Genomic DNA, 25030 nt, shown 5'->3' with positions numbered 1-25030 from the left:
ACAGGGGAAATGCATGACAAGACAAGCAGGTTCGTTGCAGGGATGGATTTTGACCTCCGCCCATGGATGACGGTGTTCGGAGTGGTCCTGCTATCGCCAGTCCTGCCACTTGCGCATTCGGGTTTTGTGCGAAATCCTTCATCATGAACGGTGGTTGTATTTCCGGTTTCCCTTAAGCTTGCGCTTGGTCAAGGAAATGCTGGCGGCGCGTGGCATTGGCATGACCTATGAAACCGTGCGCCAGGGGGGACGGAAATTCGGCAAGCTGTTCTCCGATCGGATCCGTCGAGCGCGCTCCCACCCGCGGTGACAAATGGCATCTGGACGAGGTCGTTATCTCGATCGCGGGCGAACAACATTGGCTCTGGCGCGCTGTCGACCAGAATGGCTTCGTTCTCGACGTCTTGATCCAGCGCCGAAGAGAGACTCGCGCGCTGCCCAGCGGCTCATGAAGAAGCTCTTGAAATCCGCCGGCACGCCGCCGCGCGTGATGATCACGGATAAGCTGCGTTCGTACGGCGCTGCGAGGGCGAAGATGGGCTTTCACGTCGAACATCGCCAGCACAAAGCTCTCAACAATCGGGCCGAGAATTCTCATCAGCCGACGCGGCGACGCGAGCGGATCATGAAGCGTTTAAAATCGTCCCCATCAGGCTCAACGGTTTCTGTCAGTTCACGATCAGGTCGCGAACCTTTTCCACATCCCCTATCCCGGAGCCGTCACGGCCGACTTCCGTCGAGCTTCGCGCGAACGAGCCTTTGCGACTTGGCGCGAGATCTCCAGGACAAGCGCTATCGCCGACTCTCGACCTCTGAGACTCGCCTCCTTCAGCTCGGCGATCGATTAGTTGACGATGCCTGCGATGGACCTCGGCTTCATCGGGCTTGGCCACATGGGTGCGCCAATGGCGCGGAACCTGCTAAAGGCTAGCCATCATCTCATCGTCTACAATCGCACGCGCAGCGATATTGAAGCCCTATCACTACTTTGGGTGCGCCGGGAGACCGGCAAGGAATAGATGGTGGAAGTCCATTGCGATGAAGGTGTAGCGAACCACATCGGCCCCGAGCCGTGCGCAGGCGTCCGCGAGGGTGTCGGCGAAGCGTCGGTAGGGGAGCATGCAGGCCAGCCATTGAGCCGCGAAACAGTGTTATCTCGGGAGCCGACGCTGTCCAAAGAGCGGAAGGCAATATGGGCGAGTGCGCAAACGCGAGCACCCGTCCAACCCGGCGTGGTCGTAGACCCTGGCATGTATGGAAGCTCCTTGTACGGGAACCGGGATATCTCCGGGTCGGCCATCTTCCTTCTCGGAGGAGATGGTCCGCAGCGGGAAGGCGAGGAGCTGTAGCCGCTGATGCACGACACGGAGAAGTCTGACTCTGGCATAGTAGCTGAGAAGCCAACGAACAAAGCCGGATTACTGGCGGCGGAGTGGGCGGAGCCAAGGCCGGGGACCAAGGGAAACGCGGAACAGCAGCGCATGCACCGGACACAGGGCCGGGCTCGCATGACCCAGTCGCTGGACCGCGTACGGACAGCCGCAAGGCTGAGGAAGAAGGACCGGTTCACCGCGCTCTTTCACCACATCAATGTCGATACACTGCGGGCGGCGTTCTTTGCGCTCAGGCGTAAGGCTGCTCCCGGAGTGGATGGCATGACGTGGGAGGACTACGAGGAAGATCTCGAGCCCCGGCTCGCCGATCTGCACAAACGGGTCCAACGAGGAGCGTATCGCCCGCAACCGTCTCGCCGGACGTACATACCAAAGGCAGACGGCAAGCAGCGCCCGTTAGCGATCGCGGCTCTCGAAGACAAAATCGTCCAGGGCGCCAACCGTCATCGTGCTCAACGCCATCTACGAAGGAGACTTCTGTGGCTTTTCCTACGGGTTTCGGCCCGGCAGAGGACCACATGATGCGTTGGACGCGCTCTGCACAGCGATCGAGACGCGGAACGTGAACTGGATCATTGACGCCGACATCCAAAACTTCTTTGGCGCAGTCAGTCAACCTTGGCTGGTTCGCTTCTTGGAACATAGGATCGGCGACAAGCGCATCATCCGCCTCATTCAGAAATGGCTGAAGGCGGGGGTGTTCTCGAAGACAGCGTCGTAGCCGCTGATGACAGGGGAACGGGTCAAGGTTCGGTGATTTCACCGCTTCTCGGCAACATCTACCTGCACTACGCTCTCGACCTGTGGGCCAAACGCCGGCGACAGCGCGAGGTCTCCGGCGGCATGATCATCGTGCGTTACGCGGACGATGTAGTAGTCGGCTTTGAGCGCGAGGATGACGCACGTCGTTTCCTTGACGCGATGCGCGCGAGACTGGAGGAGTTCGAGCTGACGCTCCATCCGGCCAAGACCCGCCTGATTGCGTTTGGTCGCCATGCGGCGGCTCAACGCAAGCAGCGCGGACTCGGAAAGCCGGAAACCTTTGCGTTCATGGGGTTCACGTTTATCTGCGGCAAATCACGCCAAGGGCGCTTCCAGCTTCAACGGAAGACCCGTAGCGACCGCTTGCGAACCAAACTCCGCGAAATCAAGGAGGAGCTAAGGCGCCGAATGCACTGGCCGATCCCTGCACAAGGGAAATGGCTGAGGCAGGTCTTGACCGGCCACTTTGCGTACTTTGCTGTCCCGACGAATGGCCGAGCGCTCAATGCGTTTCGGTTCTATCTGACCGATCTCTGGAGGCGGACGCTTCGGCGGCGCAGTCAGCGGACCTGTCTGACCTGGGATCGCATAACGCAGATCACCGATGACTGGCTCCCCAAGGCTCGCATCCTTCATCCATGGCCGAAGCTGCGCTTCGCCGTCAAACACCCGAGGTAGGAGCCCGGTGCCTTAATTGGGCTCGCCGGGATCTGCGCGGGGGGCGCCCAGTGATGGGTGTCCCTACCGCGAACAGAATGCGTTTGCGCCACTGCTTTTCAAGGATTTGCTTTCGGCAATATGGGCATTGCTGAGGCGGCGGCCGAAGGATGAGATCGACGATGGCATGGCGTGCGGCGGGCATGGTTGGTTGAGGCGGAGGCCCGTTGATTCTTTTTTTTCCGCCCCGCGTATGCGAGGCGACGATGTTGCAGGAAGGCGTAGGCAATCATTGTCATAAGGGCGTGGCGATGAAGACCTTGCCATGATCGCCCTTCGAAGTGATCAAGTCCAAGCTCCTCCTTCATATCGACAAGGCTGTGCACGACCCGCGTCGGATCGCGCCGATCCGGGAACACCCGGGCCAGATTGTCGGCCAAGCCGAGACGCCGCTCGGCCATCGCCAGAAGCATCACGCCCCCGTTCGAGGTTAGGCGCCCACCATCGAAGGCAGCTGTGACTTTCTTGGCGTGAATGGCTGGAAACGAGAAGGGCGGAATCGTATCGTCGGTCATGGCGGGCGTGGCGTTCGCGGTTGGAGGTGATGGGGTTGGCTTCACAACCGAATCCTACGCCGTATGAGCGCTTTACACCACGCTCGCCAGCCTCTCGGGCGCCTCTTACGAATAAGACAGGTTAGTCGGTCCGACCCGTCATGTTTTTGGGGTTTCGGACAAGGTTCTGACGATGACGCTTTCATCCGTTTTGATGGCGGATCGCGAGGCCCGTCCTGATTGGTATGCAGTTGGCATTGCCATGATCGTCGTGGATCGGCTGGTTCACAACTTTCTGGTCCGAACCGGGATTTTGGAGCAACTTGGCATGGTTCATCCGTACGGTCCCCGTTGCTATGCAGACGGCGGCTGCGCCGAGGTCTTGCGGCGCGTCTCGGCACAGATCGACGCGCGCCAGTTTGATCGTAATTTTCCGGCGGATTTTCCGCGCTTTGTTCAGCACGCTCTTTGGCGTTACTGCGCTGCTGACGGTTTGAACGTCTGCAACGGCAACAATATTGATGATCGCAAGTCATGCGATCTTTCGTCGTGTATTGTTTACAGTAATTGTGCCAAAAAAGCGCGGAAATTACAGTAATTATCTTCTATTTAAGCGCAATTTTTCTGCAGCTAAATTATTGCAATCATTGCGCTTTTGGATGATATGCTTTATTATACTTACGACGAGATTGTTTGAACGCTCTTCTCGTCTTCAGCAAAGGAGTCGTCCAATGACAAGACCGCCATTGCCGGGAGCATCCCGCAGGACCAGCGACAACGCCGTTTCAGAAAGGGGCCCAAATCGGGCCCCTTCGGCTTTTCAGGAGGGCAAAATGGCCAAGCCCAATCTCACGAACCAAAAGACACTCTCCGCCTCGGCAATCATCGTTTACGGGATCGACGCGACCGGCAAGCCGAAGGCCGGCCGGTTTCCGGAGCGCCAGGCGGCGGCGGCCAAAAAGGCCGCGCGCTCACTCAAGCTCGCTGTTTGCAACGTCGATCGACCAGCTCTTGTCGAAATCGTTGCGAAAATTCCGGTCGGACGCGTTCACGACCAAGGCAGTCGCTTCTGCCCTACATCAAACGCAGCTTGTACGTGAGCGTCACGACAGGATCACCGGTTCCCGGGCTTGACTTGCGCGGAATGCTCTGGATAGCGCGGTCGGGATGATTGACGCCGCCGGGGCGCGGTGATGGGGTGATCCCGGTTCGGAGCGGGCAACGGGATCAGAATGAACAGCGAGTCGCAGCTGCGCGAGAAGCTTCGGAAGATCGAGGCGTTGTTCGTGGGGGCCGGAACTGCTGGTGAGCGCCATGCGGCGGAAGCCGCGCTGCAGCGGGTGCGGGCCCGGGTCGAGGAACTCGCTCGCCACGATCCACCAATCGAACAGCAATTCTCACTTCCCGACCAGTGGTCTCGGCACCTTTTTCTGGCGCTTTGCCGCCGATATGGGCTGCGGCCGTTTCGTTAGCTTTGAGCGTCTTCAGCAGCCAGCGTTCGACATCATGACCGGACAGCAAGTACGGCAAGACGGCTTCGCTCGATTCCAAGCAGTCCCTGAGGCCGGCAAAGAATATCTTGGCAGCGGCATCCAACGGCGACAGCGCGCTGTTGTGTCGTCTACAAAGGCAGTTCGCGGTGAGATTCTTTGGAGCCAGCGCCTTTGTTTCGCCTGCTTCGAGCCAAGGCAGTCCAGAGGCCGTGAAATTACCGTCCCCGCGAAGTATTTCGATCACAGCCTCGCTGATCAGATGCTCGCCGGAGATTGGCGCTTCGCAATTTCCCAGCTCCTGCATGTAACAGCGTTCAAGTGTCGTACTGGGCGAGCCGGATCGAAGGTCAAGCCCTGAAGCCGGCTTGTGCCATCGAACACCATCAAAACAGCAGGAAGCCGATTGTCGCCCCGATCGACAACGACAAGGTGCCACCTTCATTTCCTCAAGTCTGCGCTTGGCTTCACCCATCGGAGTGACCCCCAGCGGCAGTCTAGCCCGTCTTATTCGTAAAGGACCGGCTCATGCGTCGGCTTTGTCAGCTTTCTGTCAGCTCGTCCAAATAGTAGCTCGTTGTGATGAGAACCAATTACAACAACTGGCCCTCCGACGGGCAAAGTGTGGACCAGCAGCGCGATGCGCTGGCCGGCACTTCTGGCGCAGATGGTGCTGCTTTTACGGCCGCTTTAGCTGCTGGACCAGCGTCTTCCGCTTTTGACAAGAGGACAGGTGTGTCAGTCCGCCTACACAGAGTAAGTAGCAATATTGGCAACGCCCAAAGTGTTTCTTTGTTTACTGATGCCAATGAACGCAATAAGGTGGGAGCGATGACCGTGGCGCCGGGGCGCAACAGTTTGCGAATTCTCAGCATAGAAAATCTCGGCCGGTCGAGGTACAAAGGGGTCGGGACGGCTATGATTGAAGTCGCCGATCATACTAGGCAGTCCGCGGGCCTTTCCAAGCTATCCCTTCTCTCTCAAGATGAAGGAGCTTCAGCATTTTTCTACAAGAAGGGATTCCGGTTTGCGGACGAGGGCAAGAATGCGGAAATGCGGACTGTCATTTCCAATCCACGATACGTCTCAGATGAAATTCTTATGGGCGAGATGGAGCGCTAGCCCGTCTTATTCGTAAGAGTGCGCCTGAGGGCTGGCGAGCGTGGTGTAAAGCGCTGATGCGGCGTAGGATTCGGTTGCGAAGCCACCCCATCACCTTAAACCACGCCCGCCATGACCGATGATACGATTCTGCCATCCTCGTTTCCAGCCGTTCACGCCAAGAAAGTCACAGCTGCCTTCGATGGTGTCATTCGGCTTGCAATATTGACCCCCTAAGCCGGGGGATCGGCGTCCAAAATTGCCCCCCTACAGGTTGGTCTGTTGCGCTGCCTGCTTCGTAACAAAGCAGGTGGTGGAGGATGCTGGTCGTGGAGACGATTGCGCGGATTCGGCGCGAGCACTTCATCAAGGGCAAGACGATCAAGGAGATCGCCCGTGACCTGAAGGTGTCACGGAACACGGTTCGGAAGGTGCTGAGGTCGGGAGAGACCTCCTTCGAGTATGAGCGGCAAGTGCAGCCGCGGCCAAAGCTCGGACGATGGGCAGTCGAACTTGACGGGCTGCTTGCGGCGAACGCGGCTAAATCGGCTCGTGAGCAGCTGACATTGATCCGGATCTTCGAAGAGCTGCGCGGTCGCGGCTATGACGGCGGCTACGATGCGGTGCGACGTTACGCCAGGCGGTGGAGCAAGGAACGCGGGCAATCGACCGCGGCGGCCTATGTCCCGCTGAGTTTTGCGCCAGGCGAAGCCTACCAGTTCGACTGGAGCCATGAGGTGGTGCTGTTGAGCGGAACCACCGTGGTCGTGAAGGTTGCTCACGTCCGGCTCTGCCACAGCCGTATGCTATTTGCCCGGGCGTATCCGCGAGAGACGCAGGAGATGGTGTTCGACGCCCACGACCGAGCGTTCGCGCTGTTCAAGGGCACCTGCACCCGCGGCATCTACGACAACATGAAGACCGCCGTGGAGACGATCTTCGTCGGTAAAGGGCGTCTTTACAATCGCCGGTTTTTGCAGATGTGCAGCCACTATCTGGTCGATCCAGTCGCCTGCACGCCGGCGTCTGGCTGGGAGAAGGGGCAGGTTGAGAACCAGGTCGGGCTGGTCAGGGAACGCTTCTTCACGCCGCGTCTGCGGTTCAAAAACCTCGACGAGTTAAACGCCTGGCTGCTCGACAAATGCATCACCTACGCCAAGGCTCATCGCCATCCGGAACTGGTCGATCAGACGATCTGGGACGTGTTCGAAGTCGAACGCCCTAGGCTCGTTCCCTATGCAGGGCGATTTGACGGCTTCCATGCGGTGACGGCGTCGGTCTCGAAGACCTGCCTGGTGCGCTTCGACAACAACAAGTACTCGGTCGCAGCCAGTGCAGTCGGACGACCGGTCGAGGTTCAAGCCTATGCCGATCGCATCGTGATCCGCCAGGATGGACGTATCGTTGCCGAGCATCAGCGATCCTTTGGCCGCGGCGATACCGTCTACGACCCTTGGCATTATGTGCCGGTGCTCGCCCGCAACCCCGGCGCCTTACGCAACGGCGCTCCCTTCAAGGACTGGGTGCTGCCGGCCGCGATCGAGCGGATCCGGCGCAAGCTTGCCAGCATCGACGATGGCAATCGGCAGATGGTCGACATCCTCAACGCGGTGCTGACTGACGGTCTGCCTGCGGTGGAAGCGGCCTGTGCCGAAGCGCTCAGTCACAGCGTTCATTCCGCCGATGTGGTGCTCAACATCCTGGCCCGTCAACGTGAGCCAGCCCCGCCGGCCAACATCATGACGCCAGCCGCCCTGACGCTCCGTCATGCACCAATCGCCGATTGTGCCCGCTACGACAACCTTCGGAGGACCAACTGATGGAACGAACTCAAATCTTCGACCTCATGGGCGAGCTCAAGCTCTATGGCATGAAGGCTGCCTTCGACGAGATCATGGCAACTGCCGTCAAACGTCAGCATGAACCCCAGCGCATCGTTGGCGATCTACTCTCCGCCGAGATCAACGAGAAGCAAGCCAGATCTATCAAATACCAGCTCACCATTGCCAAGCTGCCGCTTGCCAAGGACATTGCCGACTTCCAGTTCGACGGCACGCCGATCAATCAGACGCTCGTCAATGATCTTGCTGGCGGCGGCTTCGTCGCCCAACAGCGCAACGTCGTGCTGGTCGGCGGCACCGGCACAGGCAAAACCCACCTGGCCATTGCCATCGCAAGAAGCTGCATCCGATCTGGTGCCCGCGGCCGCTTCTTCAACGTGGTCGACCTCGTCAACCGCCTCGAGACCGAGACCCGCAATGGACGGCAAGGACGGCTCGCCGAGCATCTGACCCGGATGGACTTCATCGTGCTGGACGAACTCGGCTATTTGCCCTTCGCCCAGTCCGGTGGCCAGCTTCTCTTCCACCTCGTCAGCCGGCTCTATGAGCGCGCCTCCGTCATCGTGACCACCAATCTCGCATTCGGCGAATGGCCCAGCGTGTTCGGCGACGCCAAAATGACCACAGCGTTGCTCGACCGATTGACCCATCACTGCGACATCGTCGAGACCGGCAACGATAGCTGGCGGTTCAAAAGCCGAGACGACGATCACGCCACCCGCGCTCGTCTCGCCTCCGCTAGCGGATGAGCGGCTGTATGGGATACAAGAGCCACTTGCAGTTTATCGCCCATTGCGATGTAAGGCTCTAGCAGTCCGTCTGTCTGGAGGCCTTGGCGCCAGCGGTCGTGGGTGTCGAGGGCGTCTGGAAAATCGCCCCAGTTGAAGTCTCCCCGGCCGCCGAAGGTGATCTTGCCGTAACCATCGACATGGTAACGCAGCGCGTCCATCAGCTCGAGCGCTCGACGCGGGTCTTTTTCTGTAAGGACCGCGTCGATGGCTCCCAACACCTCCTCCATGTCGAAAACGATCTTTCTGAGCTCCTCTTTTTGCTCAACAAACATCTTCGGGATTTCACCGACGGGGTTCGGAAGCGGAAGTGTCCAAGGAAAGTCGATGTCGTCTTCGCTGAAGCGCCGATAGGGAATGTTGAGCTTGTCCAGGAAGGCGGCCGACTGGTAGTAGGTCTGGCTCTTCAAGCTATGCTCGATCTGATCGAGTGCGAGCTTACGGGCATTAATTCTAAAAGTGCCTTGGAGCGCAGTCGTGCCGACGACGTAGCTTTCCGGTGAATGGGTGCTGCTGATGGATAGCGTGTTGACGATTTGCCGGGCCGACAGCAGGTACATCTCGCCGTCGTCCTCCCGGCCGACGTGAAGAAGCGCGAAGAAGCCTTCGAGCGGCATTCCTTTGTCGTCAACCACGTAGCTTTTGGGAATGTAGTGCGTTGTGCGGCGATCCTGAAAATATTTTGCCTGTATCACTCCGACGCGCGGCGGGACTCTATCGGTAAATCGCTGCGTGGTGGTGCGTCGCTGTATGAGAAAATCGGCCCCGTCGGTATCTACGCTCCGCTCGAGAACCCAGAACCGGTCGATGAGAAAAGAACGCGTACGCGCTTCTCCGACGGCGCCGTTCTCCATAATTTTGAGCCACGTCGGCCAGCTGTCTTCCACGAGATTGTCCTGTGCTTTCTGGGGTTTTGTCGGTGTCGGATTTGCCGCGAAAAGCACCTTACTCGTCTGTATTCAGTTTCTGGAGTTCCCCAAGGAAGATCGTGCCGATTTCGACGGCGCGTTCAGCGGTCTCCGGGGCCACATCCATGCCATGCGTAGCTTCGTTCATGGTGTGGAGGGCGTCGAGCATCTGCTCTGTGCTACTTGGCACCGATCCATTTCGATGCAGATCACGGAGCATTTTCATGATGCCGGTCGGCCGGTCGAAAGCGACGCCTCGCTTGTCCGCGAGATCGCGTACCGCGCGCTCGATTTCGATGCGTAGCTTGACCACGGACATCAGTGGAAATTCTCGCGCGAACTCCGCGGCCGTCGGGAGGGCATCCTCGAGTTGTGGCGGCAACGCAGCCGAGAGCTGATACTGGGCGACCCCCATCGGTTTGCTGGAGTCTCGCAACGCGTATTCCACGATCACCTCGTTGCGCCCTTTGCACAAGATGATGCCGATGGTCGGTTTGTCGTCGGGATGGCGCAATTGCTCGTCCACGGCCGAGAGGTAAAAGTTCATCTTTCCCGCAAATTCGGGTTTGAAGTCTTCGATCTTCAGCTCGATCACCACGAAGCAGCGAAGACGCAGATGATAGAAAAGAAGGTCCAAGTAGTAATCCTGCCCGCCGACTTCGAGGTGATATTGGCTGCCGACGAATGCGAAGCCCTTGCCGAGCTCGAGGATGAGTGAACGCAGATGCTCGACCAAACCACGCTCGAGGTCGCGCTCCAGCATGTCTGGGCCAAGCGAGAGGAAGTCGAACGTGTAGGGGTCTTTGAGGATTTGTTGGGCAAGCTCGGACTGCTCTGCGGGCAGGGTTCGCGAGAAATTGGTGAGGGCGCTTCCTTGCCGGGCAAAAAGCTTGCTTTCGATCTGATGGACAAGAACGTTACGACTCCAGCCGTGTTCAATTGCCTGCCGCGCGTACCAGGTGCGCTCTTCCTGCGTTTTGACGGCGTCGAGCAAACGGACGTTATGCCCCCATGGCAATAGTGCAACAACCTGTTGCACAAATTCGCCGTTGGGCCAGGCCTCGGCGAACGAGCGCATGTATTTCAGATTCCGGGGCGATAAACCGGTCATTTCCGGGAAAGCCAGGCGAAGATCGCCAGCCAGACGGTCGACCACCCGGGCACCCCAACCTTCGCGCTCCTGCCGTTCCAGGATGTCGCGCCCGATCGTCCAGTAGAGCGTCACTAGCTCGCGGTTGATCGACAAGCTGGCTCGGTGGCGTGCCGCCGCGATCTTCTGCTTCAGATCCCCGACGAACGCCGTGTAGCTTTGCGCGTCCACTTCGCCAGCGGAACCGAGCGCATCGCTGCGGCGAGGGGGCTTTCGCGGCCGCGAGCTCATGCGGCCTCTTTCAGTCGCTTCTTCGCCAGCATGGCGCGCACGAATTTGTCCCATTTCGCCATGCCAGCGCGTTTCTCGATCATATAGTGCCAGCGGTCGTAGTGCTTGGAGCTGACATCCTGTAGCGCGTGGTTCTGGAGGCGATCGCGGATTTCCTTCGACACGCCTGCCTTGCCGGCGAGCGTCTTGAACGTGCGCCGGAGATCGCGGTTTGTCGCATATGGAATCACGCCGCGATCTCGCTGCCGCCAAACAAAGCTATAAAGAGTGCCGTGGCTGACAGGCTTCGAGGGGTCCTTGGCGGAGGGGAAGAACCAGCCATACTCGTTCGGCTTGATCTTTTCGATCAGCTCGGCGGCAAGCAATGGCACTGGGACAGCGTGCGGCTGGAGGTTCTTGGTCTTCGACCAGTCGATGATTCGCTCACTGGCGTCCCATTGATTGACATGAAACCGCGCGATCTCCTCGACGCGCTGCCCTGTCAGCATGATGAGTTGCACCGCGCGGGGATAGGAGGGGTGGACCGGCGTGTCGGGGCTCTCCAGCCAGCGATAGAGTTGCACAAACTCGTCTTCGTCAAGCCAGCGCGTGCCCTGGATCTTAGGCTCGGTAGGAATGCCGGTTGCCGGATTGAAAGGGAGTCGAAAGCGTCTGGAAGACTGCTGCCGATAGTCGTTGTCAGACTTCATGCCCCAGCTAAAGGCGGCATGGAGATAGGAGCGCACATGGTCGGCCATTGATTTGGCACCGCGCTCGTAGATCGGGCGGATCAGCTCGATGATTTCCTCGGCCTCGATCTCGCGAGCGAGGCGGTTGCGTCCGAGCGTGTCGGCGATCTTGTTAAGGCCTTTTTCCGTTTCCTTCCAGGACGGCTTGCTCGCATCCTTGAGCGCGGCGACATAGCCTTCGAACAGATCAGCGACGGTGCCGGGGCGCGTGTCGGTAGCGATCTTGATGCTGCGACCCTTCTGGATGACGTCGGCGAAGTCGCGTTTGAATATTTCGCGTGCCTGGGCGAGCGATATGGAGGGATAAGCCCCGAGCTTCTTCTTGGTCCGCTTCCCATCGCGCCATTGCTGCGCCATCCAGTCGGCGGTGACGCGCTTCGGCATGGGCTTGAGGACAAGCACGAGGCGGCCGGTGCCGCGCCCTTCACCGTCGGCGAGATTTTCCTGTTTCTGACTTAGCTCCACCCGCTTCAACGCATGTCGGATCGCGGTGTCGGTCAGGCTTGGCATGGCGTTTCCTCCTGTGCCGCAACTGGGATCGGTCGAGGAGAAACGGGGATCGTTTGCTGGGATCGGAAAGCCGCTTTCAACCCCTCTTACCGCTCCCAATTTGCCATAGCCGCCCCCTGTGTGCAATGAAGAAAAAATCGGATATATCGTTGATGATTCATCGGTATTGAACGTGATCCAACGTGATCATAGGGTGGGTAGTGGGGTGGTTGTGCACCAGGATCAAGGCGGTTGCCGACAGCTCCAGCGCGCGCTTGATCACCTCGCGCGGATAGACCGGGGTGTGGTCGACGGTGCCGGTCTGCTGCACCTCGTCGGCGATGAGCTGGTTGCGCTTGTCGAGGAAGAGCAGACGGAATTGCTCCTTGTCGGCAAAGGCCATGCTGGTGCGGCAATAGTCGATCACCTCGTTCCAGGACGACAGCGCGTTGCGGCTGTTGACCTCGCCCTTGGCGACGCGATGCGCGGCGGCTGCGATCAGCTTGAGCTGGTGGATCGCGGATTCGCCGATGCCGTCGATCTCGCGCAAGCGCGCCACCGGCGCGTGCACGACCTCGGCGAACGAGCCGAAAATCTTGATCAGCGTCTTCGCGAGCGGCTTGGTGTCGCGCCGCGGCAGCGCCGGAAACAGCGCCATCTCCAACAGCTCGTAGTCGCTGAGCGCATCCGCCCCGGCGCTGTAAAAGCGCTCGCGCAACCGCTCGCGATGGCCGTGATAGTGCGGCGCGTCCTCCGGCTTGGTCTTGTCGTGGTCGGCTTTGGCGGGCATCGGCCGCCAGCATCGCCGGGGACCTGCGCTTTTGCAACCGTCAATTGCGGGACGGTGCGCCGGTCGCTGTCTTGCCGGTCCGTGCAGGAGCGGGCACCGTGACCGCCACCACGCCTGCGAGAATGAGCGCCATTCCGGCAAGACTGGACCAGCTAAAACGCTCGCCAAGCCACGCGGTGCCGAGCGCCACGGCGAAGCCCGCGCGCAGATAGCTGCCGCTGGTCGTGCCGAGCGGGCCAAGCGTGTGGATCAGCCGGAAATAGATCACCATGGCGAACGCCGTGCAGATCACCGCGAGCGCGATCACCGCTGCGATCGCCTGCACGGGCGGCGGCGCCAGCGTCCATGGCCGTTCGAGAACGGCGGCCGCCGGCAGCGTCAGCACGGCGGCGCAGCTCATGGCCCCGGCGGCCGTGACGATCGCGGGAAGGCCCGAGAAGCGCTGTCCCCATATCGGCGCGACCGCGTAGCAGAGGCTCGCGCACAGCACGGCCGCTTGCGCCAGCGGAGCGGTCGTGCCGATCCCCGAGAGCGCGTCGGCGCCCATGGTCACGGCAACGCCCGCAAGGCCAAGAGCGACGCCGATGATCTTACGGCCGCTGACGGTCTGCCGTCCGCGCCCGCTCATCATCGCGATTGCGAGCACGAACATCGGCGGAGTCGCATTGAGCACGCCGGCGAGGCCGCTGGCGATATGCGCCTCGCCCCAGCTGATCAGGGTGAACGGCAGCGCGCTTTGCAGCAGGCCCTGCACGAGGAACGCAGCCCACACCGATCCCCGGCGGGGAAGGGCGTGTCCCTGCGCGCGAGCGATCAGGAGCAGGAGAATGGCCGCGATGGTCACCCGCGCCGCGACCATCGTGACGGGCGGAATCGAGGGGATCGCGACCTTGATCAGCGTGAACGAGCTGCCCCAGATCAGCGCCAGCAGCAGCAGGAGCCCGATTTCGAACGCGAGCGTGGTTTGTTCTGACGTCGTCTGTTGCGCCTGTGTGTCCATGCGATGTGCCCCGGGATGTGTCGGCACCATGATCCGGAGCGACGGCGTGGGCTGGCTGAATTCGGACCTCATCGCCCGACCGAGTCCGATTTCAGCTACTCGGCGAGCCGCGCGGCCATTATTCTTCCGCGATGGCGACAGGTTCGGCACATCGGCAGACGCTGCCACCGCATCTCGACTGGGACACCTGCGACCGGGCGCGGCTGGCGCGTGCGCGCGCGTTCGACGGCCTGTTCTTCTCCGGCGTCCGCTCGACGCGGATCTATTGCCGGCCGGTCTGTCCGGTTCGCCCCGCGCGCTCCGAGAACGTGACCTTCTATCCGACCGCTGCGGCTGCGGAGCGCGCCGGCTTCCGCCCATGCCTGCGTTGCCGGCCAGAAACGGCGCCGGGGTCGCCGGCCTGGATGGGGACCGCCACCACCGTTGCGCGCGGCATGCGCCTGATCAACGACGGTTTTCTGGATCGCGCGTCGATGGTGGAGCTTGCAGAAGCGCTTGGGGTCGGGCCGCGCCATCTCTTGCGCCTGTTCATGCGCCACGCCGGCGCGAGCCCGAGCGAGATCGCGGCGACCCGCCGGGTGCAGGAAGCCAAGCGTCTGATCGACCAGACTGAGATGACGTTGGCGGAGATTGCGTTTGCGGCGGGCTTCGGCAGCGTCCGCCGCTTCAACGATGCTTTTGCCGCGACCTACAGGCGGCCGCCGTCGTCATTCCGCCGCCGGCGATAGGACGCGCGCCGGGATCACCCGATCTGCTTCTCGCCGTGCCGCTCCGACAGCGTGAAGATCTCGACGCCGGTCGCGGTCACGCCCACCGAGTGCTCGAACTGCGCCGACAGCGAACGGTCGCGGGTCACCGCGGTCCAGCCGTCGGAGAGGATCTTCACATGCGGCTTGCCGAGGTTGATCATCGGCTCGATGGTGAAGAACATGCCGGGCTTGAGCTGGACGCCTTCGCCGGGGCGGCCGATATGGATGATGTTCGGCTCGTCGTGGAACATGCGGCCGAGGCCATGGCCGCAGAAATCGCGCACCACGCTCATGCCCTGCGGCTCGACGAAGCTCTGGATGGCGTGGCCGATGTCGCCGGTGGTGGCGCCGGGCTTCACCGCCGCGATGCCGCGCATCATGGCTTCATAGGTCACCTCGATCAGCCGCTCGGCCTTGCGCGCAATCGGGCCGATCGCATACATCCGGCTGGAATCGCCGTACCAGCCGTCGACGATGAAGGTGACGTCGATGTTGACGATGTCACCCTCTTTCAGCGGACGGTCGCCGGGCATGCCGTGGCAGACCACGTGGTTGAGCGAGGTGCAGGTCGAGTAGCGGTAGCCGCGATACATCAGCGTCGCCGGATAGGCGCCATGGCTGAAGGCGAAGTCGCGGACGAACTGGTCGATGCGCTCGGTCGGCACGCCCGGCCCGACAATGTCGGTGAGCTCGTCGAGGCACTTGGCTACCAGCGCGCCCGCCTTGCGCATGCCGGCAAAGGCGCTCGGTCCATGCAGCTTGATCTGTCCGGTCTTACGCAGGGAGGTATCGGTGGCTTCGACGTAGCTCATGCTTGTATGGTCTTTGCGGGGCTCGATGCGGTGGAAAGGGCTTGATTTCAGGCCCTAATCTAATGATCGCGGGCCTTCATGCAAGCCGAGCGTGGGCCTTGCGCCCGAAAGCGGGCCTAATTCGGGACTTCTACGGTGGTTTCCACCGGCAGGGCGCCGCCGCGGACGCGGATTTCGCGGACCGGATAGGGAACCCGGATGCCCTCGCGCTTGAAGGCCTCCCATAGCGCCAGCATCACGTCGCTTTTGACATTGTCCATGCCGTCGGGGTCGGCGAGCCAGAGGGTCAGCGAGAACTTCATCCCGGCCTCCGCGAACTCGGTCAGGATGCAGTTCGGCGGCTTGGCTTTCTGCGCGCGGGGATGGGCTATGGCCGTCTCGATTGCGAGCTTGCAGACCAGCCTGGGGTCGGCGTCGTAATTGGTGCCGAAGGCGATCTTCACCAGCGTGTTCTTGTCGGTATAGGTCCAGTTGACGACCTTCTGCGTCACCAGGTCCTCGTTCGGCACCAGGAACTCGCGGCCGTCGCCGGCGGCGACGGAAATATAACGCGTCTTCATCGCGCTGATGCGCCCGGTGTTGTCGCCGATGGTGACGAGATCGCCGGGCTTCACCGACTTGTCGGCGAGCAGGATGATCCCCGAGATGAAATTGGCGACGATCTTCTGCAGGCCGATACCGATGCCGACGCCGACCGCGCCGGAGAACACCGCGAGCGCCGAGAGGTCGATGCCGACCGCGCCGAGCGCAATGACGATTGCGATGGCCAGAAGTCCGATGCGGATGATCTTGACCAGCAGCACCTGCACCGACGGCGTCAGATCGGTGGTCGAGTTGATCCGGCTCTCGGCGAAATTGCTGGCGATGTTGGTGGCCCACAGCGCGATGAGCAGCAGCGCGCCGGCCTTGATCACCAGCAGCGGGGTCAGCCGCAGGCCGCCGAGCACGATCGCGAAGGAATCGAGCAGATCGATCGTCGCGTCGAGCTGGCCGAGGATGGAAAGCGCGGCGACGAACCACGCCGTGATCGACACCAGCTTGACGATGAAGGCGTTGCGTAGCACCGAGGTCACGAGCCGGATCGCGAGCCAGGCCAGCCCCATCTTGGCGGCGACCATCAAGAGATAGCTGCGGCTCGGCCAGGTCGCATGGTACATCACGAAGCGGGAGATGATCACGAGCAGGGTGAACACCGCCGTCGAGGCACTGGAGACCATGACGCGGGAGAAGTGCCGGAGCGGCAGCGGCCAGCCCATCGCCAGCGACGTCATGTCGACGCGGTTGCGAACGCCGGCTTCCGCGGCATAGGCGATGCCGGCTGCCGCGAGAATGAGACCAAATTGCAGGTAGAACCAGGGTGAGGAAATCTCCGCCCCGACGCTGCGTGCGGTCGTCTGCACGAACTCCATGAAGTCTTTGAGGTCCATGTCCATCGGTCTCGTCGGGAAGCGGGGGAGGAATTGATTCGAGGGCGCTGCAGAATCCCACAAAGGGTGCGGCCCGGCCATCGATACACCGCTATGTGAAGCGCGTTAAGGCCGCAAAATACGGGCAGATTGCCGCGAGCGGGAGAAAATGGGTTGGCGCGCCGGTGCAGCGACGATAAGGATGCAAATCCAGCTATTTTTACCCGGAAGGTGGATGGCCTCTCTCGACTCTGTCAGCCTCGCCATATTGCTCGGCGCCGTCCTGGTGATGGCGGGTATCCTGTCGAGCCTGCTTGCGCTGCGCTTCGGCGCGCCCCTGCTGCTCGTCTTCCTTGTGATCGGCATGCTCGCGGGCGATTCCGGTCCCGGGCAGATCCAGTTCGACGACGTCCGCACCACCTATCTGGTCGGCTCGGTGGCGCTGGCCCTGATCCTGTTCGACGGCGGCCTGAAGACGCGCTTTGCCAGCATCCGCACCGTGCTTGCGCCATCCGTGGTGCTCGCGACTGTCGGCGTGCTGCTGACCGCGCTGATCACGGCGCCGTTCGCCAAATACGCGCTCGACCTCAACTGGACGGAGTCGCTGCTGGTCGGCGCCGTGGTAGCCTCGACCGATGCGGCCGCCGTGTTCCTGCTGGTCCATACCCAGGGCCTGCGCCTGCGTCCGCGCGTTGGTGCGACGCTGGAGGCCGAGTCCGGCACCAACGACCCCTTCGCGATCTTCCTCACCCTGATGCTGGTCGAATACATCTCGCTGGGATCGAGCTCGGCGGGGCACGTGCTGATGGAGTTCCTGCAGGAGGCGGTGCTGGGCGCCGTCGTCGGCTTCTTCGGCGGACGTCTCGTCGTCATCGCGCTCAACCAGGTGGCGCTGCCGCAGGGCCTGCATGCGCCGTTCGTGACCACAGGCGCGCTCGTGATCTTCGGCGGCTCGCAGATCATGCATGCCTCGGGCTTCCTCGCGGTCTATCTCGCCGGCATCATCATCGGTAACCGGCCTACGCGCGCGCATAATTCGGTGGTGACCTTCCTCGATGCCGCGACCTGGCTGGCGCAGATCGTGATGTTCGTGCTGCTCGGTCTCCTGGTCTCGCCGAGCCGGCTCGGCGCCAGCGTTTTGCCGGCTGTCGCCGTCGCGCTCGTGCTGATGCTGGTCGCACGGCCGCTCGCGGTGTTCGTCTGCCTGGCGCCGTTCCGCTTCAACTGGCGCGAAAGGATCTTCATCGCCTGGACTGGCCTGCGCGGTGCCGTCGCGATCTTCCTGGCGTCGATCCCGATGCTGGTCGGCCTGTCCAAGGCCTATCTCTATTTCGACGTCGCCTTCGTCGTCGTCATCATCTCGCTGCTCTTGCAAGGGTGGACCCTGGCGCCGGCCGCGCGCAAGCTGCACGTCGCGCTGCCGCGCGCCGAGCGCGGCCCGCGGCGTGTCGAACTGGATCTGCCCGGCCAGCTCGAGCAGCAGCTCGTCGGCTATCCGGTGCGATCCAAGAGCCTGTACTTCCGCCGCGGCCTGATACCGTCCTGGTCGAAGCCGACGCTGGTGATCCGCAACGAGAACATTCTGACGCCGACGGAGGCCGATCCGATCGCGCCCGGCGACTACATCTATCTGCTGGCGCCGCCGGAAAAGGCCGAGTCGCTCGACCGCTTCTTCGTCGACATGCAGCCGAGCACCGCGCCGGACCCGCATCTGCTCGGCGACTTCATGGTCTCCGGCGAGCACACGCTCGCCGAGCTCGCCGAGATCTATGGCGTGAAGGTGAGCGAGGACGAAGGCAAGCTGACCTTGGCCGACTATTTCGACGTCCATCTCGACCGCGCGCCGAAAGAGGGCGCCGAGCTTGCGCTGGACGAGATCGTGCTGGTCGCACGCAGCATCTCCGGCGGCCGCGTCAACGTCGTGGGCCTGCGCCTGCCGGAAGACGAGGAAACGCCCGCGCCATTGACACGCTGGCAGGCGCTGCGGCGCAAGCTGGCGGAGCTATGGACCTCGGTGGCGGGGGTTTAGCGGTCCCGGCGTCGTCATGGCGGTGTGAGTTGTTGAAGCGATATGCCTCCCCAACGTCGTCCTGGCGGAAGCCAGGACCCATCACCCCAGGGAGAAGTTTGGCGAAGACTGGTAGCTATCTCTTCTTTGCCGGTACTCGCACCGAACGCTCTCGATAGATCACGCGGTATGGTCCCGGCCTTCGCCGGGACGACGGCGGAGGGTGTGGTTCCACCAACAGTGCCCGCATCGAGGAGTCTCTCCTTCGCGCTCGCTGCCGGCTTTTTGTCCAATTCATTGCGGCAACCTTGCGGCTCCATCCAGCGCGAACGTCGCGGATGTTTTTTTGCAAGATGCGCATTCGCGACAGACTCTCGCAATGTAGGCGTGAGACTGAAGCCACTATTGGGTCGGGCTTGATCATCCTGCCAGGCCCGACATGGCTCACCTGCGCGACGCTCCGCGTTCGATGCGGACACGCGCAAGCGGAAAGACATTTGAATGACCTTGGTACTGAACCGCACCTGCGAGACCGACTGCATCGCGAGGGAGATCTCGCATGTTGTCTGCTGACATCCTGCCGTTCTTCCGCGCCTGGATTCGCGATCCTTTGCGTGTCGCAGCGGTTGCGCCGTCGGGACCCGCCGCGTCGTCGCTGATGGCGCAGGAGATTACGGCCGAGACTGGCCCCGTCATCGAACTCGGCCCCGGCACCGGCGTGTTCACCCGCGCATTGCTCGATCGCGGCGTCCGGCAGCAGAATCTGACGCTGGTCGAATACGGCTCCGATTTCATCCCGTTGCTGCAGCAGCGATTCCCCGGCGCGCGCGTGCTGTGGATGGATGCGGCCTGGCTGGTGAGAGAAAAACTGTTTGAAGGGGCGCCGGTCGGCGCCGTCGTCAGCGGCCTCGGATTGCTCACGATGCCGCCAGGAAAAGTGCTGGCGATTCTCGACGGCGCGTTTGCCTATCTCCGTCCGGGCGGCGCGTTTTACCAGATCACGTACGGCCCGCGCTGTCCCGTCCCTGATGCGATCCTCGATCATCTCGATCTGCAGGCAAGTTGCATCGGGCAGACCTATCGCAACCTGCCTCCGGCCTCGGTGTACCGGATCAGCCGCCGTCCCCCCTACGCGTGATCGAGGCACCATGGACACGTCGAGCACGATCGCAATGTTTCTGCACTTCGGCCTGCTGGGCATTGGTTGCCTGGCGATCGCCGAGAAATTCATTCCGCTGTTTCCGTCCTACGTTCTGTTGATGCTGCTCGGTCTCACCGTGTCCGACGGCGCGTCGCTGGCCATGACCATCGTGGCGACAAGTGTTGGATCGGTCGTCGGCGCGCTCGGCTGGTACGGGCTTGGCCGCGCGCTCGGCTCGCAGCGGATCGAGCGACTGGTGAGGACTTACGGCAAATACGTGCTGCTGCGGCCCTCGTTCTATCAGCAACTCACCGATGCCTATCGCGGCAACCATTTCTGGGTCACGCTGATCGGCCAGACTCTGCCGACCGTGCGGATCTATCTGGCGTTGCCGGCCGGCGTGCTGCAACTGGAGCCGCGCGCCTTCGTCACCGCCACCGCAATCGGCACCGTGATCTGGAACATGCCGTTCCTGAGCCTTGGCTATGTGCTGCGCGACAGCGGTCAGGATCCCGTCAGCATCGGCTTCTGGGTGGTCGCCATCCTCGTCGCTGTGGAGGTCGCGATCATTCTCGGACTTCGCCTTTACACGCACGCGATCGCGCGGCCGCGCCTCGCGTCGTCGCGCGCCATCGCCGCCCCCAAGGCTGTGGAGGAGATCGCATGAGACCCCTGTTGTCCCGGTTTCGGTCCGGCTCGCACACGCTTGAACATCTCACCGCCGCGGTGCTGATCCTGCTCGCCGGCCTTCAGTTCGGTGTCGCGGCGTCCGACGGGCGGCATCGCGGCGCCCAGTTCGCGCTCCTGGTTCTTGCCGTCGGCGTCTATTGGCATCGCTCGATCTTCCGGCGCCGCGCCAACCGCGATGTGACGAAGGCGGTCGCGGGATTGGCGAAAGCTGCCGCGATGGCATTCCTGCGCGATGACAATCGCGGCGACCGGCCGGCGCAGAGTCCGGACAGGGATGCGGCTTTGCCGTCCGACGTCGTCAAGGTCAGGAGCTTGTTCATCTCCGATGTCCATCTTGGGACGAGGGGATGCCAGGCCGAGCGGCTGATCGACTTTCTCCATCACCATGACGCCGACACTGTGTTCCTGGTCGGCGACATCGTCGATGGCTGGTACCTGCGGTCGAGCTGGTACTGGCCAGGCACGCACAATGCAGTGGTGCAGGCGCTCGTCGATATCGCGCGGCGCGGCAAGCGGATCGTCTATGCAGCCGGCAATCACGACGAGTTCGTGCGCGACTATGTCGGCTCGACCTTTGGCGGCGTCGAGGTGGTTGAGCACGCGATCCACCGGGGCGTCGACGGCCGCGCTTATCTCGTCGTCCATGGCGATCACTTCGATCTCGTCGTACGCCACGCCCGCTGGCTGGCGCTGCTCGGCGATGTCGGCTACCGCACGGCGCTTGCCTCCAACGTCTGGCTCAACTGGATCCGGAGCCGGTTCGGGCTCGCCTATTGGTCGTTCTCGTCCTGGGCGAAGCTGCGGGTCAAGAATGCGGTCAATCACATCGGCCGCTTCGAGGAGGTCCTGTCGTCGGAGGCAAGGCGGCACGCTGCGCAAGGCGTGATCTGCGGCCACATCCATCACGCGGCGATGCATGACGAGTTCGGCATTCGCTACATCAACACCGGCGACTGGGTGGAATCCTGCACCGGTGTCGTCGAGCACCATGACGGCCGGTTCGAGATCATCCGCTGGGTCGAGGCGCGGCCCCAGCAGATGCCGGGGCCGTCGAGCGTGGTGCCGTTCGCACGGGCGGTCGCCTGATGCGCGTGCTGGTGGCGACCGACGCCTGGCGCCCACAGATCAACGGCGTGGTGCGCTCGCTCGAATATCTCGCCAGCGAAGCGCCTTCGTTCGGCGCCAGTATCGGCTTCCTCACGCCGGGCGATTTCCGCACCGTGCCGCTGCCCGGCTACCGGGAGATCCGTCTCGCGCTGGCCTCGGTGGGGCGAATCGAGCGCGCGATCAAAAGCATGGGTCCGGATTCCGTGCACATCGCGACCGAGGGGCCGATCGGGTGGATCACTCGCCATGTCTGCCAGACCCGCGGCTATCCGTTCACGACGAGCTATCACACCCGCTTTCCTGAATATCTGGCGGAGCGGCTGCCGGTGCCGCTGAGGTGGAGCTATGCGGTACTGCGCCGTTTCCACAACGGCGGCGACGGCATCATGGTCGGCTCGCCGACGCTGGAACAGGCCCTGAAGGCGCATGGCTTCCGCAACCTGATGCCGTGGTCGCGCGGCGTCGATGCCGTGCTGTTTCGTCCGCGCAGCGTGCAGCCGCTCGCCTTTCCGGTGCCGGTGTTTCTGTATGTCGGCCGCATCGCGATCGAGAAGAACCTCGAGGCTTTCCTTGCCTTGGACCTGCCGGGCTCGAAGGTCGTGGTCGGCGACGGGCCGTTGCGTGCGAGCCTGCAGGCGCGGTTTCCGCAGGTCCATTTTCTCGGCACGCGAACCGGGCGAGCACTCGCCGATGTCTACGCGTCAGCCGATGTCTTCGTCTTTCCGAGCCTGACCGATACGTTCGGGTTGGTGATCCTCGAAGCGTTGGCGTGCGGCCTGCCGGTTGCGGCCTTCCCGGTGATGGGGCCGCTCGATGTGATCGGCGAGTCCGGATGCGGCTGTCTCGATGCCGACCTGCGCCGCGCGGCGCTCGCCGCCCTGCAGGTGCCGCGCGAAAAATGCCGGGCCTATGCCCTGACCTTCACTTGGCAGGAAAGCGTGCGGCAGTTTCTCGACAACGTCAAGCGGGCGCATGGCATGCTGACCGACGCCGCGCGGCCGCTATTCGCGAGCTGAGGACGATAAGCAAAAGAGCGGCAACGTCACAAGCCCCTCACGTCAGCACCTTCACCCCGCCGAACGACGTCACGCGCCCCTCTTTCAGCATCACGATTTGCGTCGCGAGCTGGCGCAACTCGGCGACGTCGTGGCTGACATAGACCATCGGGACGTTGGCCTCATCCCGCAGCCGCACCAGATAGGGCAGGATCTCGAGCTTGCGGCCTTCGTCGAGCGCGCCGAGCGGCTCGTCGAGCAGCAGCAGGCGCGGTTTGGACAACAGCGCGCGGCCGAGCGCGACGCGCTGGCGCTCGCCGCCGGAGAGTTTTCCGGGACGGCGGTCAAGCAAGGCACCGATGTCGAGCAGGTCGATGACGCGCCTGTGCTGGGCAGGATCGGGCGCAAGGCGGTTCATCCGTCGTCCATAGTCGAGATTCTGCGCAACGTTGAGATGCGGGAACAGCCGCGCGTCCTGGAACACATAGCCGATGCGGCGGCGCCAGGGCGGCACATGAATGCCGGCCGCGGTGTCGTCCACGGTCTCGCCGTCGATCACGATGGTGCCGCGGTCGGGCCGCAAGAGCCCGGCGATCATGTTGACCAGCGAGGTCTTGCCGGCGCCTGACGCACCGAACAGGCCGATGACGCGGCCTTCGCTGGTGAAGGATGCGGACAGCGAGAACTCGCCGAGCTGCTTTTCGACATCGACCCGCAGCATGGTCAATTCCCGTGCAATCGCGCGGTGGCGCGGCGGGCGAACCACTCGGCGGCAATCAGCGCACCCAGCGCCAGGATGACCGAGACGATCACAAGGCGACCCGCGGCGGCATCGCCATCGGGCGTCTGGATCAACGAATAGATCGCCGAGGAAATCGTCTGGGTCTCGCCGGGAATGTTGGAGACGAAGGTGATGGTCGCGCCGAACTCGCCGATCGCTTTCGCAAAGCCGAGCACCATGCCGGCGAGCACGCCGGGCAGCGCCAGCGGCAGCGTCACGGTGAAGAATACTTTCCACGGTGCCGCGCCCAGCGTCTCCGCGGCCTGCTCCAGCTTGCGATCGATCGCCTCGATCGACAGCCGCATCGGGCGCACCAGCAGCGGAAACGACATCACGCCGCAGGCCAGCGCGGCGCCGGTCCAGCGGAACGCGAAGACGATGCCGAGATGGTCGGCGAGGAAGCCGCCGACGAGGCCGCGGCGGCCGAAGGTGAGAAGCAGCAGATAGCCGGTCACGACCGGCGGCAGCACCAGCGGCAGGTGCACCAGCGCATCGAGCAGCGACTTGCCCCAGAAATCGCGTCGCGCGAGCAGCCATGCCAGCGCAATGCCGAACGGCGTCGCCACCAGCGTCGCGATCACGGCGACCCTGAGCGAGAGCAGGATCGCAGTCCATTCGGCAGGTGAGATCTCGGACATCAAGTCGCAGATATCACGTCGTGGGGCTGATCAGGAACTTGAAGCCGTATTTTTCCAGGATCGTCTTGGCCGCAGTCGAGCGCAGGAAGGCGAGATAGTCGCTGGTCTCGCCCTTCGCGGTCACGGTCGCGGCAACGGGATAGATGATCGCGGGATGCGAGTCCGCCGGGAAGGTGCCGACGATCTTCACGCCCGGCTCGACCTTGGCGTCGGTCGAATAGACGATGCCGAGATCGGCCTCGCCGCGGGCGACCAGCGTCAGCGCGGCGCGCACGCTCTCGGCCATGGCGAATTTCGGCTCGGCCGCCTGCCACGCGCCGAGCTTCTCCAGTGCAGCCTTGGCATATTTGCCTGCTGGCACCGACTTGACGTCGCCGGTCGCGATCCTGCCGTCGCCCGCGAGCTTGGCGAGGTCGAAGCCCTGCGCGATGGCGACGCTGTCGATCTTGGAATCCTTCGGCGCGATCAGCACGATGCTGTTGCCGAGCAGGTTGACTCTGGAAGGCTCGTTGATGGTCTTCCTGGAGATCGCGTAGTCCATCCAGTCGGTGTCGGCGGAGACGAACACGTCGGCCGGCGCGCCCTGCTCGATCTGCTTGGCGAGCACCGAGCTTGCGGCATAGCTGACGCTGAACTTGACGCCGGTCTTCGCGGTGTAGGCCGCGTCGATCTCGTCGAGCGCGTTCTTCATCGAGGCGGCGGCGAACACGGTGATGGTCTTGTCCTCGGCGGCGGCGGGCGACAAAGCCGCGAGCAAAACGATGAAGGCGGAAAAAAGTACGGAAGGGCGGGACATCGGGAGCGCTCCATGCGCGCCTGC

Annotated in this window: 22 protein-coding genes and 5 pseudogenes; 15 read left to right on the top strand and 12 right to left on the bottom strand. The window is 62.5% G+C overall.

Features of this window, described 5'->3' with window-relative positions:
• Positions 1-109: 109 nt before the first annotated feature.
• The 3 genes and pseudogenes from ACE10W_RS38370 to ltrA all read left to right on the top strand — a co-directional run bounded on the left by ACE10W_RS38370 (position 110) and on the right by ltrA (position 2834).
• Positions 110-848, top strand: a pseudogene (locus ACE10W_RS38370) (IS6 family transposase).
• 15 nt (positions 849-863) lie between these two features.
• Complete coding sequence (locus tag ACE10W_RS38365; protein WP_018269530.1) at positions 864-1019, top strand: NAD(P)-binding domain-containing protein; 156 nt, start codon at positions 864-866, stop codon at positions 1017-1019.
• A gap of 336 nt (positions 1020-1355) precedes the next feature.
• Positions 1356-2834: pseudogene (gene ltrA, locus ACE10W_RS38360) on the top strand (group II intron reverse transcriptase/maturase).
• A 98-nt stretch (positions 2835-2932) separates the two neighbouring features.
• Here ltrA and ACE10W_RS38355 read toward each other — a convergent pair.
• Positions 2933-3181 (bottom strand): annotated as a pseudogene (locus ACE10W_RS38355) (IS701 family transposase); the annotation flags it as partial.
• Positions 3179-3388: pseudogene (locus ACE10W_RS38350) on the bottom strand (transposase); the annotation flags it as partial. The pseudogenes ACE10W_RS38350 and ACE10W_RS38355, both read right to left, overlap by 3 nt.
• A 172-nt stretch (positions 3389-3560) precedes the next feature.
• Between ACE10W_RS38350 and ACE10W_RS38345 the strand changes: the two are divergent.
• The 6 genes and pseudogenes from ACE10W_RS38345 (at position 3561) to istB (ending at position 8548) form a co-directional block, all read left to right on the top strand.
• Positions 3561-3965: a hypothetical protein gene (locus tag ACE10W_RS38345; RefSeq protein ID WP_011090921.1), complete on the top strand. Its 405-nt coding sequence runs from the start codon at positions 3561-3563 to the stop codon at positions 3963-3965.
• Positions 3966-4200: 235 nt separating this feature from the next.
• A complete protein-coding gene (locus tag ACE10W_RS38340) occupies positions 4201-4467 on the top strand; it encodes a hypothetical protein (RefSeq protein WP_014498652.1) in 267 nt (88 codons plus the stop codon).
• A 132-nt stretch (positions 4468-4599) separates the two neighbouring features.
• Positions 4600-4839 (top strand): hypothetical protein, encoded by a 240-nt coding sequence (locus ACE10W_RS38335; RefSeq protein ID WP_018269532.1) that lies wholly within the window; start codon positions 4600-4602, stop codon positions 4837-4839.
• A gap of 600 nt (positions 4840-5439) precedes the next feature.
• The gene (locus ACE10W_RS38330) at positions 5440-5979 is read left to right on the top strand and encodes a GNAT family N-acetyltransferase (protein WP_014498653.1); all 540 of its coding nucleotides are present in this window, start codon (positions 5440-5442) and stop codon (positions 5977-5979) included.
• Between the two features lie 299 nt (positions 5980-6278).
• Positions 6279-7881: pseudogene (istA, locus tag ACE10W_RS38325) on the top strand (IS21 family transposase).
• On the top strand, positions 7778-8548 hold the full coding sequence (istB, locus tag ACE10W_RS38320; protein ID WP_304549200.1) for an IS21-like element helper ATPase IstB: 771 nt from the start codon (positions 7778-7780) through the stop codon (positions 8546-8548). The pseudogene istA and the gene istB overlap by 104 nt, the downstream one beginning before the upstream one ends.
• Here the strand turns inward: istB and ACE10W_RS38315 are convergent.
• The 5 genes from ACE10W_RS38315 to ACE10W_RS38295 all read right to left on the bottom strand — a co-directional run bounded on the left by ACE10W_RS38315 (position 8509) and on the right by ACE10W_RS38295 (position 13955).
• A complete protein-coding gene (locus ACE10W_RS38315) occupies positions 8509-9474 on the bottom strand; it encodes a hypothetical protein (protein WP_304549198.1) in 966 nt (321 codons plus the stop codon). The genes istB and ACE10W_RS38315 overlap by 40 nt on opposite strands.
• A 58-nt stretch (positions 9475-9532) precedes the next feature.
• Complete coding sequence (locus ACE10W_RS38310) at positions 9533-10876, bottom strand: YhcG family protein (protein WP_304549196.1); 1344 nt, start codon at positions 10874-10876, stop codon at positions 9533-9535.
• Positions 10873-12114 carry a site-specific integrase gene (locus ACE10W_RS38305; protein ID WP_011090895.1) on the bottom strand — a complete coding sequence of 414 codons (1242 nt, stop codon included), beginning with the start codon at positions 12112-12114 and terminating at the stop codon, positions 10873-10875. Before ACE10W_RS38305 ends, ACE10W_RS38310 begins: the two co-directional genes overlap by 4 nt.
• A 157-nt stretch (positions 12115-12271) precedes the next feature.
• The gene (locus tag ACE10W_RS38300) at positions 12272-12883 is read right to left on the bottom strand and encodes a RadC family protein (protein ID WP_304549194.1); all 612 of its coding nucleotides are present in this window, start codon (positions 12881-12883) and stop codon (positions 12272-12274) included.
• 40 nt (positions 12884-12923) lie between these two features.
• Positions 12924-13955 (bottom strand): DMT family transporter, encoded by a 1032-nt coding sequence (locus tag ACE10W_RS38295; protein WP_370204934.1) that lies wholly within the window; start codon positions 13953-13955, stop codon positions 12924-12926.
• Between the two features lie 59 nt (positions 13956-14014).
• Between ACE10W_RS38295 and ACE10W_RS38290 the strand changes: the two genes are divergently transcribed.
• Entirely contained in the window at positions 14015-14611 is a 597-nt protein-coding gene (locus tag ACE10W_RS38290; protein WP_304549191.1) for a bifunctional transcriptional activator/DNA repair enzyme AdaA, read from the top strand.
• A gap of 14 nt (positions 14612-14625) precedes the next feature.
• Here ACE10W_RS38290 and map read toward each other — a convergent pair whose 3' ends face one another.
• Positions 14626-15444 carry a type I methionyl aminopeptidase gene (gene map / locus ACE10W_RS38285; RefSeq protein ID WP_011090891.1) on the bottom strand — a complete coding sequence of 273 codons (819 nt, stop codon included), beginning with the start codon at positions 15442-15444 and terminating at the stop codon, positions 14626-14628.
• Between the two features lie 116 nt (positions 15445-15560).
• Positions 15561-16877: a mechanosensitive ion channel family protein gene (locus tag ACE10W_RS38280; protein ID WP_028175937.1), complete on the bottom strand. Its 1317-nt coding sequence runs from the start codon at positions 16875-16877 to the stop codon at positions 15561-15563.
• Between the two features lie 208 nt (positions 16878-17085).
• On the opposite strand from ACE10W_RS38280, the gene ACE10W_RS38275 reads away from it, so the two are divergent.
• The 5 genes from ACE10W_RS38275 (at position 17086) to ACE10W_RS38255 (ending at position 22812) form a co-directional block, all read left to right on the top strand.
• Positions 17086-18879: a potassium/proton antiporter gene (locus tag ACE10W_RS38275; protein ID WP_028175936.1), complete on the top strand. Its 1794-nt coding sequence runs from the start codon at positions 17086-17088 to the stop codon at positions 18877-18879.
• A 538-nt stretch (positions 18880-19417) separates the two neighbouring features.
• Complete coding sequence (locus tag ACE10W_RS38270) at positions 19418-19996, top strand: class I SAM-dependent methyltransferase (RefSeq protein WP_304549189.1); 579 nt, start codon at positions 19418-19420, stop codon at positions 19994-19996.
• Positions 19997-20006: 10 nt separating this feature from the next.
• On the top strand, positions 20007-20666 hold the full coding sequence (locus ACE10W_RS38265; RefSeq protein WP_011090886.1) for a DedA family protein: 660 nt from the start codon (positions 20007-20009) through the stop codon (positions 20664-20666).
• Between the two features lie 239 nt (positions 20667-20905).
• A complete protein-coding gene (locus ACE10W_RS38260; RefSeq protein ID WP_304553929.1) occupies positions 20906-21775 on the top strand; it encodes a UDP-2,3-diacylglucosamine diphosphatase in 870 nt (289 codons plus the stop codon).
• A complete protein-coding gene (locus ACE10W_RS38255; protein WP_304549187.1) occupies positions 21775-22812 on the top strand; it encodes a glycosyltransferase family 1 protein in 1038 nt (345 codons plus the stop codon). The genes ACE10W_RS38260 and ACE10W_RS38255 overlap by 1 nt, the downstream gene beginning before the upstream one ends.
• A 37-nt stretch (positions 22813-22849) precedes the next feature.
• Here the strand turns inward: ACE10W_RS38255 and modC are convergent, their stop codons facing one another.
• Genes modC through modA form a run of 3 tightly spaced genes read right to left on the bottom strand, consistent with a single transcriptional unit; the run spans position 22850 to position 25006 of the window.
• A complete protein-coding gene (gene modC, locus ACE10W_RS38250; protein ID WP_011090883.1) occupies positions 22850-23512 on the bottom strand; it encodes a molybdenum ABC transporter ATP-binding protein in 663 nt (220 codons plus the stop codon).
• Positions 23513-23514: 2 nt separating this feature from the next.
• Positions 23515-24210 (bottom strand): molybdate ABC transporter permease subunit, encoded by a 696-nt coding sequence (gene modB / locus ACE10W_RS38245; protein ID WP_011090882.1) that lies wholly within the window; start codon positions 24208-24210, stop codon positions 23515-23517.
• 13 nt (positions 24211-24223) lie between these two features.
• Positions 24224-25006, bottom strand: coding sequence for a molybdate ABC transporter substrate-binding protein (gene modA, locus ACE10W_RS38240; protein WP_060910007.1), 783 nt, complete (start codon positions 25004-25006; stop codon positions 24224-24226).
• Positions 25007-25030 lie beyond the last annotated feature (24 nt).

It is taken from the genome of Bradyrhizobium sp. B025, from assembly GCF_042257955.1.
Classification (GTDB): Bacteria; Pseudomonadota; Alphaproteobacteria; order Rhizobiales; family Xanthobacteraceae; genus Bradyrhizobium; species Bradyrhizobium diazoefficiens.
Note: the sequence above shows the minus strand (reverse complement) of the source record. Positions and strands in the feature narration are given on the sequence as shown.

Coding starts and splice junctions, on each gene's coding strand:
- ACE10W_RS38365 (WP_018269530.1), top strand. CDS start 864: ATGGACCTCGGCTTCATCGGGCTTGGCCACATGGGTGCGCCAATGGCG.
- ACE10W_RS38345 (WP_011090921.1), top strand. CDS start 3,561: ATGACGCTTTCATCCGTTTTGATGGCGGATCGCGAGGCCCGTCCTGAT.
- ACE10W_RS38340 (WP_014498652.1), top strand. CDS start 4,201: ATGGCCAAGCCCAATCTCACGAACCAAAAGACACTCTCCGCCTCGGCA.
- ACE10W_RS38335 (WP_018269532.1), top strand. CDS start 4,600: ATGAACAGCGAGTCGCAGCTGCGCGAGAAGCTTCGGAAGATCGAGGCG.
- ACE10W_RS38330 (WP_014498653.1), top strand. CDS start 5,440: ATGAGAACCAATTACAACAACTGGCCCTCCGACGGGCAAAGTGTGGAC.
- istB (WP_304549200.1), top strand. CDS start 7,778: ATGGAACGAACTCAAATCTTCGACCTCATGGGCGAGCTCAAGCTCTAT.
- ACE10W_RS38310 (WP_304549196.1), bottom strand. CDS start 10,876: ATGAGCTCGCGGCCGCGAAAGCCCCCTCGCCGCAGCGATGCGCTCGGT.
- ACE10W_RS38305 (WP_011090895.1), bottom strand. CDS start 12,114: ATGCCAAGCCTGACCGACACCGCGATCCGACATGCGTTGAAGCGGGTG.
- ACE10W_RS38300 (WP_304549194.1), bottom strand. CDS start 12,883: ATGCCCGCCAAAGCCGACCACGACAAGACCAAGCCGGAGGACGCGCCG.
- ACE10W_RS38295 (WP_370204934.1), bottom strand. CDS start 13,955: ATGAGGTCCGAATTCAGCCAGCCCACGCCGTCGCTCCGGATCATGGTG.
- ACE10W_RS38290 (WP_304549191.1), top strand. CDS start 14,015: ATGGCGACAGGTTCGGCACATCGGCAGACGCTGCCACCGCATCTCGAC.
- map (WP_011090891.1), bottom strand. CDS start 15,444: ATGAGCTACGTCGAAGCCACCGATACCTCCCTGCGTAAGACCGGACAG.
- ACE10W_RS38280 (WP_028175937.1), bottom strand. CDS start 16,877: ATGGACATGGACCTCAAAGACTTCATGGAGTTCGTGCAGACGACCGCA.
- ACE10W_RS38275 (WP_028175936.1), top strand. CDS start 17,086: ATGGCCTCTCTCGACTCTGTCAGCCTCGCCATATTGCTCGGCGCCGTC.
- ACE10W_RS38270 (WP_304549189.1), top strand. CDS start 19,418: ATGTTGTCTGCTGACATCCTGCCGTTCTTCCGCGCCTGGATTCGCGAT.
- ACE10W_RS38265 (WP_011090886.1), top strand. CDS start 20,007: ATGGACACGTCGAGCACGATCGCAATGTTTCTGCACTTCGGCCTGCTG.
- ACE10W_RS38260 (WP_304553929.1), top strand. CDS start 20,906: ATGGCATTCCTGCGCGATGACAATCGCGGCGACCGGCCGGCGCAGAGT.
- ACE10W_RS38255 (WP_304549187.1), top strand. CDS start 21,775: ATGCGCGTGCTGGTGGCGACCGACGCCTGGCGCCCACAGATCAACGGC.
- modC (WP_011090883.1), bottom strand. CDS start 23,512: ATGCTGCGGGTCGATGTCGAAAAGCAGCTCGGCGAGTTCTCGCTGTCC.
- modB (WP_011090882.1), bottom strand. CDS start 24,210: ATGTCCGAGATCTCACCTGCCGAATGGACTGCGATCCTGCTCTCGCTC.
- modA (WP_060910007.1), bottom strand. CDS start 25,006: ATGTCCCGCCCTTCCGTACTTTTTTCCGCCTTCATCGTTTTGCTCGCG.